The sequence below is a fragment of the Paenibacillus segetis genome, from assembly GCF_014639155.1.
GTDB lineage: Bacteria > Bacillota > Bacilli > Paenibacillales > Paenibacillaceae > Fontibacillus > Fontibacillus segetis.
Genome location: NZ_BMFT01000002.1, coordinates 267,905 through 280,369, shown reverse-complemented (window position 1 = coordinate 280,369; position 12,465 = coordinate 267,905). Strand labels below are relative to the sequence as shown.

At 41.1% G+C, this 12,465-nt stretch carries 11 protein-coding genes; 10 read left to right on the top strand and 1 reads right to left on the bottom strand.

Annotation, left to right across the window (positions count from 1 at the left end):
* Positions 1-83: 83 nt before the first annotated feature.
* From IEW05_RS17455 to IEW05_RS17445, 3 genes are all read left to right on the top strand, one after another.
* Positions 84-1,088: a DMT family transporter gene (locus tag IEW05_RS17455; protein ID WP_188541133.1), complete on the top strand. Its 1,005-nt coding sequence runs from the start codon at positions 84-86 to the stop codon at positions 1,086-1,088.
* A gap of 148 nt (positions 1,089-1,236) precedes the next feature.
* A complete protein-coding gene (locus IEW05_RS17450) occupies positions 1,237-2,610 on the top strand; it encodes a hypothetical protein (protein ID WP_188541132.1) in 1,374 nt (457 codons plus the stop codon).
* A 122-nt stretch (positions 2,611-2,732) separates the two neighbouring features.
* The gene (locus tag IEW05_RS17445) at positions 2,733-3,827 is read left to right on the top strand and encodes a PdaC/SigV domain-containing protein (protein ID WP_188541131.1); all 1,095 of its coding nucleotides are present in this window, start codon (positions 2,733-2,735) and stop codon (positions 3,825-3,827) included.
* Positions 3,828-3,938: 111 nt separating this feature from the next.
* Here IEW05_RS17445 and IEW05_RS17440 read toward each other — a convergent pair whose 3' ends face one another.
* Positions 3,939-4,916, bottom strand: coding sequence for a ring-cleaving dioxygenase (locus tag IEW05_RS17440; RefSeq protein WP_188541130.1), 978 nt, complete (start codon positions 4,914-4,916; stop codon positions 3,939-3,941).
* A 213-nt stretch (positions 4,917-5,129) separates the two neighbouring features.
* Between IEW05_RS17440 and IEW05_RS17435 the strand changes: the two genes are divergently transcribed.
* The 7 genes from IEW05_RS17435 to IEW05_RS17405 all read left to right on the top strand — a co-directional run bounded on the left by IEW05_RS17435 (position 5,130) and on the right by IEW05_RS17405 (position 12,437).
* Positions 5,130-5,585 carry a MarR family winged helix-turn-helix transcriptional regulator gene (locus IEW05_RS17435; protein ID WP_188541129.1) on the top strand — a complete coding sequence of 152 codons (456 nt, stop codon included), beginning with the start codon at positions 5,130-5,132 and terminating at the stop codon, positions 5,583-5,585.
* A gap of 57 nt (positions 5,586-5,642) precedes the next feature.
* Positions 5,643-6,740 (top strand): saccharopine dehydrogenase family protein, encoded by a 1,098-nt coding sequence (locus tag IEW05_RS17430; protein ID WP_229753468.1) that lies wholly within the window; start codon positions 5,643-5,645, stop codon positions 6,738-6,740.
* 73 nt (positions 6,741-6,813) lie between these two features.
* Positions 6,814-7,509, top strand: a complete 696-nt coding sequence (locus tag IEW05_RS17425) for a response regulator transcription factor (RefSeq protein WP_188541128.1) — start codon at positions 6,814-6,816, stop codon at positions 7,507-7,509.
* On the top strand, positions 7,502-8,506 hold the full coding sequence (locus tag IEW05_RS17420) for a sensor histidine kinase (protein WP_188541127.1): 1,005 nt from the start codon (positions 7,502-7,504) through the stop codon (positions 8,504-8,506). The genes IEW05_RS17425 and IEW05_RS17420 overlap by 8 nt, the downstream gene beginning before the upstream one ends.
* 105 nt (positions 8,507-8,611) lie before the next feature.
* Positions 8,612-9,373, top strand: a complete 762-nt coding sequence (locus IEW05_RS17415; RefSeq protein WP_188541126.1) for an ABC transporter ATP-binding protein — start codon at positions 8,612-8,614, stop codon at positions 9,371-9,373.
* A complete protein-coding gene (locus IEW05_RS17410; RefSeq protein WP_188541125.1) occupies positions 9,363-11,309 on the top strand; it encodes an ABC transporter permease in 1,947 nt (648 codons plus the stop codon). Before IEW05_RS17415 ends, IEW05_RS17410 begins: the two co-directional genes overlap by 11 nt.
* Positions 11,310-11,408: 99 nt before the next feature.
* Positions 11,409-12,437 carry a CdaR family transcriptional regulator gene (locus tag IEW05_RS17405; protein WP_188541124.1) on the top strand — a complete coding sequence of 343 codons (1,029 nt, stop codon included), beginning with the start codon at positions 11,409-11,411 and terminating at the stop codon, positions 12,435-12,437.
* Positions 12,438-12,465 lie beyond the last annotated feature (28 nt).

Here is a 12,465-nt window from a genome sequence, read left to right as displayed (position 1 = left end):
ATTTTACTACAACTCATCTCCGCTCTATGATTATTTATACATAAAAATTCGGCAGATTGTGCTAAGGAGAGAGACAATACACCATGCTAAAGAAAAAGATAATCCTAGGGTCCTTACTTTGCCTTATCGCAAGTATGTCATGGGGAGCCATGTTTCCTGTTGCCCATATTGCTTTACAGCAAATTGATCCGTTTTATTTCTCGTTTATTCGCTATTTAATCGTTGGTATCATTCTCAGTGTGCTATTGTGGTTGAAAGAGGGAAGAGCGGCATTTCGCTTGGAAGGTCGAGGGAAATCCTTGTTACTCTTTGGTACGATGGCATTCACAGTCTATAATATGTCCGTCTTCCTAGGACAACAGCTCATGGGCGAGTCAGGCACCATTGCCGCTTCCATTATGGAAGTGCTCATGCCGATGATAACCATCATGGTTCTGTGGATCACCACAAAAAAAGCCCCCAAAACATACATGCTACCGAGTGTAGCTATCGCGCTTGTGGGTGCATTACTTGTGATCACCAAAGGACAGTTGACCTTTTTCGTGATGGCTGGGCAACATCTTGTTCCTTTGCTGCTGATTTTTATGGGTGTTGTTGGTTGGGTCATCTATTCTATGGGTGGAGATCGCTTCAAGGATTGGTCAACTCTTCGTTATTCTACGCTAACCTGTTTGCTAGGCAGTGCAGTCAACTTGGTCATCGTTACCCTTGCTTCAAGCTTTCAAATACTTCCGGTTCCAACGATGGATACGATTCTCTCCATAAAATATGAAATGGCCTTCATGATCTTACTGCCAGGGCTAGTTGCTTTGCTAAGTTGGAATCTCGGAATCAAGTTATTATCCTCACTCAATGGAATATTGTTTATCAATTTTGTTCCCATTACCACATTTGTGATTATGGCCTTCCAAGGCTACCATATCAGCAATTATGAAATATTCGGGACGCTGCTTATCATCTTCGCACTCATTCGAAACAATGCGTATCAGCGAAAAGAATCGCGCAGCAAACCCCTTACCCCCAAAGCTTTTACTGTTGCACATGATCCTAAAGGTGAAATGATTAAGACGGTGTCTCAAAATCCATAAAACAGGCAGGTTAAGGTTGTAAATACCTTGACCTGCTTTTTTTATGCCACTATCACTTTTCTAAGTGGAAAATTATTGATTTACACCAAATTACATACAGTCTATTATATTCCCATATGAGCACTGCATCTCATTATCGGAGGTACCGATGAAAAAGCATGACAAGATATTATCTATTATTTTTCTACTGATTATGATAGTGGTAGCTGTTTTCTGGGTAATATCAACTAATACTTGGACTAAAATGGGGACGATTTCCGCCATCGTCTGTTTCGTGTTATTTGTATTATTGGTACTACGCTCGATACCTACTTTAACGGCATACATTCTATCGAATAAACCGGATGAAGTAATGAACAGAAATAGGGTAGGTAACCGTAAGCAGGCTTGGTTTTATATTATAGTCTGGGTGTTGGTGAGCCGCATCCTCCTCCTGATCATAGCCTATGCCATGCTAATTATTAAGAACGGTTATTCAGGTGGGCTTTTTGAAAAATTAATGGAAACATGGCACATTTCGGGGATAGATGCTGCAAGTTATTTAGGTATCGCGGAGAACGGGTATGTGACTACGGGTGATGCTAAGTACCACATCGTGTTCTTTCCCTTTTTTCCTGATCTCATAAGAGTAGCTTGGTATTTCACTCAGAATTATTTAGCTGCGGGATTTATCGTATCAAATGTCTGTGCGTTGGTAGCTGCTTTGTTCGCTTATGAGCTTGCTATGCTAGACATGCGCCAAAGAGATGCCATGCGAGTTGTAAAGTATATCTTCATATTCCCTGCAGCATTCTTCTTTCTCATTCCGATGACGGAGTCACTATTCCTGGCGCTTTCGCTGATGTGTATTTATTTCGTAAGGCAAAAGCAATGGTTATTGGGTTGCTTCTGTGGTGCACTCGCGGCATATACGCGTTCTCCAGGAATTTTATTAGCTGTCCCGATTGCTATCGAATTCACGCGGGATTTAGTCCAGAGCTACAGGTTAATCGATAAACGAGCATGGGCACTTAAATTCATCAGTGCTGTAGCCTGCCTCGCCATCATACCTCTCGGGCTGCTTACTTACTTCTATATCAACTACTCCGTTACCGGAAACCCATTTCAGTTCAGTATCTATCAGAAAGAGCATTGGTCTCAGGATTTTTACCTTTTCTTCGATACCGCGAGATACCAGATGGAATATGCCGTTAATAAGTTTCTCGCAGGAGAAAGTTCCTCTTTTCTTGGCCTATGGCTTCCGAATTTAATCTGTATATTTTCCGTTCTAATCATCATGCTGAAAGGGGCAAAACAGCTACGACCCTCGTATACAGCTTACTTTATCGTATATTTTGCATTTGTAGTGGGGGCGACATGGCTCATGTCAGCGCCTCGTTACTTTAGCGTTGCATTTCCACTAGCCTTCGCGACCGTGCTGCTTACGAAAGACAAGTCGAAGGATGTTGCCTTTACTATTTTATCGATCGTGGGCAGTGTCTTGTATCTCGCCGTGTTCGTAATAGGTTACCCTGTGTACTAATGCAACAATGCTGTAACCACGGTTGTAAACAAATTTATTTTTGACCTGATTATAATGGTAGGAGTAGAAAAAAACACATCAAATGACAAACATAAGCAATGTTTGAAAGGAGCGATTTAGTGATGAAAAAAGGAATGAAATGGAGTGCAGCACTCTTGGCTGCTGGAGTATTGGTTGGAGGTTCGGGACTAACGGGCGGGATACCGGCAAATGCGGCTTCTGCAACCAAACCTGTTATCAAACAGGGCGTAGAGCCAGCTGTTGTACTTAAATATAATGGAACAACGTTAACTGGGCAGGGGAAAATCTTGAATGGAAATACGATGATCCCATTAACGGTGCTGCGGGATTCTCTGGGCCTTAAAGTAACTTATAATCCAGCGACCAAAATTTATAGTTTAGGGACGGATTTCACGAAGCTGAACATCGAAAATTCAGACTACGGCATCAACACGTACCTGAACGGGTACTACCTTTACAGCAAGACCAATGAATATGAAGTGAAAAATGTGAACGGACACCTTTATGTACCTTTTAAACTGCTGAATGATTATATGGGTTATCAAGGTGTGTTCAATCCATCGCTCAAATCGCTAGATCTCAGCAAACGGGTGATGAATAACATTAACATCTCTTCTGAAACATTGGATAAGAGCAATCAGAATGCGACCATCATGATTCAATATCCGAAGATTAGTGGACTACCAGATGAAGTTCAGCAAACGATGAATGCCATGTTCAAACAAAAGGCAGAAGATTTCGCTGCAGCGAGTGTAGAACAAGCTAGCAAAAGAGATGGTTCGATTGAGCAAAAGTATGATTTTTCGCAAAATTTTATTGTCACTTTTAACCGTGAAAATGTGCTGAGTATTGTCATTGATCAAAGTAGCTACACAGGTGGGGCTCATGGTAGCACCCTTCGCGAAGGGATTACTTTCTCGCTCAAAGACGGTAAGCAGTTGGGACTTGACGACTTACTGAAGAGCGCACCCAACTACAAGCAAACGCTGGATAAAAAACTGAAGGAGCTAACGAAGAAGGAAGCCTTCGACGATGTATCGGCAGGACTAAATGAGAATCCGAACTTCTATGTTAGAGAAGGAGGCATTGCCATCTTCTATCAACAATATGAGATCGCACCTTATGCCGCCGGAATCCCTACGTACACTTTTAATTTTAATGAATTACTGCCTAAGGGTGTAAATCCTTTTAAATGATCTAATAAGATACAAAAAGAACGCCGGCAAGCCGATCATGGCTTGGGCGTTCTTTTTTCGTGAAGGAGAAACATCGGCAATGAACTGGGACAAGGAACCTGCCCCCTGTCTTTACTCCTTAATGAGCTCCTTAGTGCTACGGACGGTGTCGATGGGGCGCACTATTCCTTCGATATATTCGCGTTTTGGCTCTAGGAATGGTGGTAGCGATAGTTTCTCTCCTAGTGTCTCGTAAGGTTCGTCTCCCATGAAGCCTGGGCCATCTGTGGCAAATTCGAAGAGAATTTGTGGAGCAACTCTAGCGTACAGTGACTCGAAAAAGTGGCGATTCACATAGCCAGATGTATTGAAACCGAATTGATCCAAACGTTGGATCCATTCTTCTAGTACGGATCGATCCTCAACGCGGAAAGCCGTATGGTGAACAGTACCGTATCCCTGCTGTGCTCTTGGTAAGAAAGTATTATGCTCAACAATGACCCTCGCACCGTTTCCGCCTTCACCAACCTCAAATAAATGTTGTGAGCCTTCTTTAGCGATTTCTTTGAACAAGAGGACCTTCTCCATCACTTCTTTGAAATTGTCGAAATTGGAGACCCTAACAAAGATTGGTCCTAATCCAGTGATTGCATACTCTAATGGGATGGGTCCATTCTGCCAAGGTGTGCCTGAAGCTATCCCCTGATTGCGTTCATCTGATATCAATTGATATTGCTGGTCATCGAAATCAACGAAGCCAAGTACCTTTGTACCAAACAGCTCTTTAATTCCGCTATGCTTCACAGCCAGACGATCGAAACGCTTCACCCAATAATCTAATGCTGCGTCACTTGGTACCCGGAAGGATGATTTGTAAATCTCATCTGTACCGTGTGTTCCCTTGCGAATGCCAGGGAAATCGAAGAATGTCATGTCGGTCCCGGCATTACCTTTATCATCGGCAAAGAACAAGTGATAGGTCTGAATATCGTCTTGGTTTACTGTCTTCTTAACTAGACGCATCCCTAAAGTGTAAGTAAAAAATTCATAGTTCTTCTCAGCGCTACTTGTAATAGCTGTTACGTGGTGTATCCCTTTTAATCCATTCATTATAATTCCTCCATCTCTATTTGAGGCTTCTTAAGCAATTACGCTTAATATAAGCGACTACAGTTTTAATCATGCACGACGACAACAATTAACTTTATATTAAGTATCTTTATATTAAGATAATACAATAGCGACTGTCTTTTGTCAAACTTGAAACTGATCCTTTCTTAAATTTGTTTGACAATAAATAAGTTTAGAAACTATACTATTGTCATGAAGAAGACAAATATAACTCAATCAAACAACAACAATACGGGAAGCCGTAATCTAGGTCGCATGATTATGCAGCTTCGGCGGCTTGAGCGTAAGCCTCACACCTTTGGGAGCGCTGGTCCCTTAACTCCAAGCGAAATCCACACCATTGAAGCTGTCGGTTCCGAGGGAACCGTGCTTATGAGCGAACTCGCCGGACGTCTGGGCATCACAAAAGGCGCAGTCACACAGCTTATTACCCGGTTAGAGGCAAAAGAACTCGTCGAACGTTCACCCCATCCAACCGATTCAAGGGTTACCTTAATTTCACTTACTGAAAAAGGAAAGGAAGCTAACGCAGCTCACGAAGAGGTCCATCACCAATTCTACGACCAACTGCGTACACAATTAACTGAACAAGAAATAGAAATATTCGAGAAATGTATAGCGAAATTAAACTCCTTTTTGGAGAAGTAATTTTTTTTGGATAATTGGTTTAGTAACTATACTATATAGATGAAGGATATGAGCGAAATGAATGAAATGAATATGCAAGAACATATCGTTGTGATTGGTGGTTATGGTCATGTGGGACAAAAGATCTGCCGAGAACTAAGCGAACTATATCCCGGCAAGGTGTTTGCTGCGGGTAGAAACCTTGAGCGTGCTGAGAAATTCAGTAGTTCTACGGACGGGAAGGTCCAGCCATTACAACTCAACATAAGCAACCACATCGATCCCACTGTCCTGAATAGCGTCAAATTGATCGTCATGTGTCTAGATCAGACGGATACCAGCTTTGTTTCGATTTGTCTTGATAAAGGAATTCATTACGTGGACATTTCGGCTAATATCTCATTTCTGTCTCAGGTAGAACAATTGCATTCGGTAGCCATGAGCCATCATTCAACGGTCGTGTTGAGTGTGGGGCTTGCTCCGGGAATGACAAACCTGATGGCTCTCCACGCTAAGCGTCAGATGGATCAGACGGAGGCCATCGATATATCCATTATGCTTGGCTTAGGTGATCAGCATGGCAAAGCTTCCATCGAATGGACCATCGATAACTTGGGTACACAATATGATGTGAATAAGAATGGATATAAAGTGAGGGTCTCAAGTTTCAAGGATGGTAGAACAACCGATTTCGGAACTGGGTTGGGACGAAAGAAAGCATACCGTTTCAACTTTTCAGATCAACATGTGCTTCCACGTACGCTGAATGTACCTTCCATCTCTACTCGCCTCTGTTTTGATTCGAAGCCAATAACCGGGTTATTAGCTTGGCTTAGAGCATCAGGCATATTTCGTTTATTGAAATACACGCCGATTCGAAATGCCTTCGTTCAAGCGTTCAGTAAAATGTCATTTGGAACTGCAAAGTTTGCTGTAAAAATCGATGCAGAAGGCATCCAGCACCAAGAGAAGATGAAGGTAGAATGTTTTTTACAAGGAGAAAATGAAGCTGAGATTACTGCAAAGGTCGCTTCTGCCGTAGCCAATCACGTCTATCAGGGCCCTCTCCGTCATGGCGTATATCATATCGATCAAATGTTTGATTTAGAGAACCTGATCACACCCTTGTATCCGCCAATCTCTATAGAGACCAAGATTAACGGCAAGAGAATTTAGCCCTCTATAGCTTGCCACATCGTTTTATTATACAATTCCTGTAGAAGTCGAAACTAAAAAAGTGGTGAACTCCTTGTTTAAGCTCTTGTTGATTGAAGATGATACAACCTTATTTCATGAGATCAAAGATAGATTGTCGCAGTGGTCCTACGATGTGTATGGGATCACTGATTTCAATAAAGTGATGGAGCAATTTACAGACATCCGTCCTGATTTAGTCATCATTGATATTCAATTACCCAAATTCGATGGCTTTCATTGGTGTAGGATGATTCGGTCCCATTCCAACGTTCCGATTATCTTCTTATCTTCCCGCGATCATCCAACGGATATCGTAATGTCCATGCAGCTCGGAGCCGATGATTTCATTCAGAAGCCCTTTCATTTTGATGTGCTCATAGCTAAAGTTCAGGCGACGCTCAGACGGGTCTACAATTACAATACGGACAAAGTGGAGCTCAAAACGTGGTGTGGGGCAACGATAGATTATGAGAAAAATACGGTTACTCATCCTAACGGGACGATTGTACTGACAAAGAATGAAGTCTTTATTTTGAAGCTACTTATCGAGAAGAAGAACAGGATCGTAACCCGTGAGGAACTAATCAATAGCTTATGGGATGATAAACGTTTTATTAGCGATAATACCTTAACAGTTAATGTGAATCGTTTGCGAAAAAGATTGGACGAGCTTGGCCTAGGCGTCTTTATTGAGACGAAAGTAGGACAAGGTTATATGGCTACGGAAGAGGCAAATAACTATGCTTAGAAAATTTATCAGCGAACGATTTAGTTGGATCATCCTATTTATATTCCTGCAGCTATTAAATATCTTTGTTGTCTTTATTGACCCAGAAATCCCGCTTAAGCCTCTTCTTTATCTTGCCTTTTTGTCGACGATCCTATTTATAGGCTTTGTCATCATTCGTTATCATAAAGAAACGAGATTCTACAAGGGACTAGAGGAGCGGAATAACGATCTGGATGTATCGAATTTACCCAGTGTGGAGAGTCCTTTTGAACAGATTGTTGAAGATAGCATACTTAGCCAAGCCGAATTTCTGAAACAAGCCGCCTCGCAAAGTCTACTGGCTCTAGAGGAAGAGAAGGATGACTTATTAGCGTGGATTCACGAAGTCAAAACACCGTTAACAGCTATGCATCTGATGATCGAGCGTTTAGATAACGAAACGATGAAAACTCAGCTAACCTATGAATGGTTGCGAATTCATCACTTGCTTGACCAACAACTCCATCAACGGCGCATCCCGTTTATTGAGAATGATCTATATATGGAACAGATCGATTTAGAAGATATTATTTTCAATGAAATTAAAACCTTACAGTCCTGGTGTATTCAAAAAGGAATCGGCTTCGATATTGAATTAGAGTCACCGGAAGTGCTCAGCGATCGGAAATGGCTGGCCTTTATTATGAGACAGCTCTTAACCAACGCTGTAAAATACAGTGAATCATCCGATATCACAATTAAAAGTTACCTACACGGTGATCAAGTCATCGTCGAAGTGAACGATCTCGGACGTGGCATCGATCCCAAGGATCTATCACGTATATTCGATAAAGGTTTCACATCCACAACGATTCGGCAAGATAATGCGGCAACAGGCATGGGGCTATATTTAGCTAAAAAAGCAGCACAGTCATTATTAATCCAAATAAGTGTAGAATCAATACTTGGAGCAGGATCGACCTTTACCTTGACCTTTCCCAGACGAAACGAGTTCATTAACATCACAAGCATGTGACAACAATGTCACATGCTTGTGCTATTTGTTCGCTCAATCGCACGATTAGAACGACCAAGGCTTTTATACTTAGTTTATTGAGATAAGACAAGGGAGTGCTACGAGATGGTTATTTTAGAAGCAAATAAAATCCATAAAAGCTATGGCAATAAGTTTAATAAACAAGAAGTATTAAGCGGCCTGGATATTGTCATCGAAGAAGGTGAGTTCGTTAGTATTATGGGTGCATCCGGCTCCGGGAAAACGACATTGCTCAATGTCCTCTCCTCGATTGATAAGATTAGTAACGGGACAATCACCATCCAAGGAACAGAAATATCTAAGATGAAGGAAAAAGAGCTAGCTGAATTCCGCAAGAATCATCTAGGTTTTGTGTTTCAGGACTACAACTTATTAGATACGCTAACCGTGAAGGAAAATATCCTATTACCCTTATCCATTACAAAGATACCGAAAAAAGAAGCGAACCTCAAATTTGTAGAACTAGCGACCGAGCTGGGCATTTATGATGTAAAGGATAAGTACCCCAATCAAATTTCCGGGGGTCAAAAGCAACGCACCTCTGCGGCACGAGCTTTTATCCATGAACCAAGCATTATTTTTGCGGATGAGCCAACGGGGGCACTTGATTCTAAATCAGCCTCGGATTTGCTAAACAAACTGAGCGAATTAAACCTGAAGCGAAAAGCGACTATTGTTATGGTCACGCATGATCCTGTGGCAGCTAGTTATTGCAGCAGAGTTATCTTTATAAAGGATGGACGAATTTATACGCAATTAAATAAAGGCGAAGAAACAAGACAAACCTTCTTTAAAGACATCATGAAAACACAAGGGGTATTAGGCGGGGTGCAGAATGAGCATTAATCAACTCATCTTTCGCAATTTGAAGAAGAATCTGAAAAATTATTATCTATATGTGTTCGCCTTAATCTTCAGTTCTGCCCTTTATTTCGCCTTCGTTACGTTGCAATATGACCCCTCCATGGATCCAGCCAAAGGGTCAGTTAAAGGAGCTGCATCCATAAAGGCGGCATCCATCTTGCTTGTCGCTATCGTTGCTATCTTTATTTTTTATGCCAATACGATCTTCATCAAACGGCGAAGCAAGGAGATCGGACTATTTCAATTGATAGGAATGACCAAGGACAAGATATTTCGCATCCTTTCTGTTGAGAATTTCTTCCTGTATTTCGGATCATTGTTTCTGGGAATCTTTGCAGGATTCTCTGTATCCAAATTAATCATTATGATCTTGTTTAAAATTACGGGTGTGGAGGGGATCGCAACACTTCGGTTGTCTACCAACGCACTGATCCAAACTCTGATTGTATTCTGCGCAATCTATCTCTTTATCATGTCGTTGAATTATGTATTTATAAAAAGACAAAGCATTCTATCCTTATTTGCCGTGAAGTCCAGTACGGAAGCCAAGATAAAAAAAGTTTCAATTCTTGAGATGATCATCGGGATAGCTGGCATCGGCTTCATTCTATTGGGCTATTACATTTCTTCTAAGTTATTTAGTGGAGACTTCGTAACCATGTTTGAACTTTTGATAGCTATGATCGTCATTCTGACTTCAGTGATCATTGGGACTTATCTCTTCTATAAAGGGTCTGTTAGCTTTATATTTCATATCATTCGGAAGAAGAAAAATGGATACTTAAATATTAACGAGGTCTTATCCCTCTCCTCCATTATGTTTCGAATGAAATCAAATGCCGTATTACTTACCATTATTACAACTGTATCTGCACTAGCGATTGGCTTGTTATCCTTGAGCTATATCTCCTACTATTCAGCAGAGAAAAGTGCTGAGGACTATGTGCCAGCAGACTTTTCGATTACAAATATCGAAGATGCGGGACGATTTAAAGATGCTTTACTCGCAAAAGGAATAAAGTACTCCGAGAATATCATTGATGTCATCCAAGCAAATGTGAATGTAGAGAACATACTTGATATGAATATGGAAGGTATGCTCATTGATCCGCGTGTCATGACCCTGGCTGTGATAAGTGACAAGTCGACCCAAGATATTCAATTGTCACCGGACGAAACCCTGTTTACGGGTTATAGTGATATCATGCAGAAATTTATGCACTTGAACGACTCGGGTCCCATTGAATTGATGGGTCAACAAGAAGTTATTCCACAACAATATATAGGGATGGAGAAAGATACTATCGTGTCGGGGTATTTTCGAAATGGCGGTATGCCCACTGCAATAGTAGATGAAACCGTATTTCAACGCTTGAAAGATGATTTGGATCCCTCTATTCAGAAGAAAACATCAATATATATCGGGATCAACATATTGGATCAGGATCAAATAAAAGCAGCCAATGATATTTATAAGGAAATCGGCTTTGGTGATATGAGATCCTATGACTCAAGGCTTGAGATGAGCAACTATCAGAAACAAAACATGGGACTCATGATGTTTGTCGTTGGTTTCTTAGGGCTAACGTTCCTGATTACATCGGGATGTATTCTTTACTTCAAACAAATGGATGAAAGTGAAGATGAACGATCAAGTTATACGATTTTACGAAAACTTGGCTTCACACAGGGAGATTTGATAAAGGGTATTCAAGTAAAGCAAGTCTTCAATTTCGGGATTCCATTAGTCGTCGGGCTTTGCCATAGTTATTTTGCCGTCCAATCGGGCTGGTTCTTCTTTGGCTCAGAACTTTGGACTCCGATGATTCTAGTTATGGTACTATATACAGCACTTTACTCCATTTTCGGTGTGTTATCCGTTTTGCATTATAAGAAGGTCATTAAGGAAGCTCTTTAAACATTATGCTTTGAACCTCCTTCGGGTAAAATAATAAAAACGGACTCTGCCAAACAGGAGTACGTTAGCCACTTTCGATAAAATAAGGGGGCCCTTCCGTTGTACCACTTATCACCAAGTCAGGCACAAGAAATCGTCGATAAAATGATGAAAGACATTCCATATAACATCAACATCATGAATGAGCAAGGCATCATTATAGGTAGCGGTAACTTGAAAAGGGTTGGAACGGTGCATCAAGGCGCTGTAGAAGCTCTGTCCACGGGGAAGCTAGTTGAAGTTTGGACAGATGGGAAATCTGCAAAGAAGGGTACAAATGAGCCCATTGTCATTGATCATAAACGGGTTGGGGTTATTGGTATTACCGGAGATCCAGACGAAGTACGACCCTTTTGCAACATTGTCAAAACCGTGGTGACCCTCCTGATCGAACAAGGAGCGGCATTAAAAAGTTTAGAACATGAAGCAAATCGCAAAAAAGCATTTCTAGAGCTCCTTCTGAGTCACCGCGGTGCCTATTCGCAAAGATTTAGAAGAGAAGCGCAACAATACAACATCGATTTGATGTTAAAAACCGTGGTCCTATGTATCAGAAACCTAAAAAAAGAGCAGGAAAAGTCCAAGTTATACCTGCTCTTTCCCTCCTTCTTATTGGATGAGGACACACATCTTCTGATCGTGCAAAATAATGACGATTTAGATAAACTAATCAAGCATCTTACCGAAAATCATAAAGATGTACTGATCAGTAAAGGAAAATCTGAAGCCAATATCGCGGATAGCTATTACCAGGCAAAAAGTGCGCTGAATGTTGCTCATGCACTCAAACTTCCCACTCAGGTCGTGTCTTACGAAGAGGTCAATTTTCTAGTCAAACTCAGCCATACGAATCTAACAGGAAACCATAATGCAGTTAGTAAATTAGAAGATACCCTAGACGGTATGGAGACATTACGGAGCTTTATTAATCATAATTGCAGCGTCTCGTTAACTGCTGCCGAATTAAACATTCATCGTAATACGTTGCAATATCGCTTGAAACGAATTCATTCGCTAACAGGCAAAGATCCAAGAAATGTACTAGATCTATTTGAATTAATCTTTGGTTTACTATCCCTATATAAATAAAAAAAACGGTCAAGAAGGGAAACCTTCA

Excerpts from the sequence above, each read along its gene's own strand:
- IEW05_RS17455 (WP_188541133.1), top strand. The coding sequence starts at position 84 with ATGCTAAAGAAAAAGATAATCCTAGGGTCCTTACTTTGCCTTATCGCA.
- IEW05_RS17450 (WP_188541132.1), top strand. The coding sequence starts at position 1,237 with ATGAAAAAGCATGACAAGATATTATCTATTATTTTTCTACTGATTATG.
- IEW05_RS17440 (WP_188541130.1), bottom strand. The coding sequence starts at position 4,916 with ATGAATGGATTAAAAGGGATACACCACGTAACAGCTATTACAAGTAGC.
- IEW05_RS17445 (WP_188541131.1), top strand. The coding sequence starts at position 2,733 with ATGAAAAAAGGAATGAAATGGAGTGCAGCACTCTTGGCTGCTGGAGTA.
- IEW05_RS17415 (WP_188541126.1), top strand. The coding sequence starts at position 8,612 with ATGGTTATTTTAGAAGCAAATAAAATCCATAAAAGCTATGGCAATAAG.
- IEW05_RS17410 (WP_188541125.1), top strand. The coding sequence starts at position 9,363 with ATGAGCATTAATCAACTCATCTTTCGCAATTTGAAGAAGAATCTGAAA.
- IEW05_RS17420 (WP_188541127.1), top strand. The coding sequence starts at position 7,502 with ATGCTTAGAAAATTTATCAGCGAACGATTTAGTTGGATCATCCTATTT.
- IEW05_RS17430 (WP_229753468.1), top strand. The coding sequence starts at position 5,643 with ATGAATGAAATGAATATGCAAGAACATATCGTTGTGATTGGTGGTTAT.
- IEW05_RS17435 (WP_188541129.1), top strand. The coding sequence starts at position 5,130 with ATGAAGAAGACAAATATAACTCAATCAAACAACAACAATACGGGAAGC.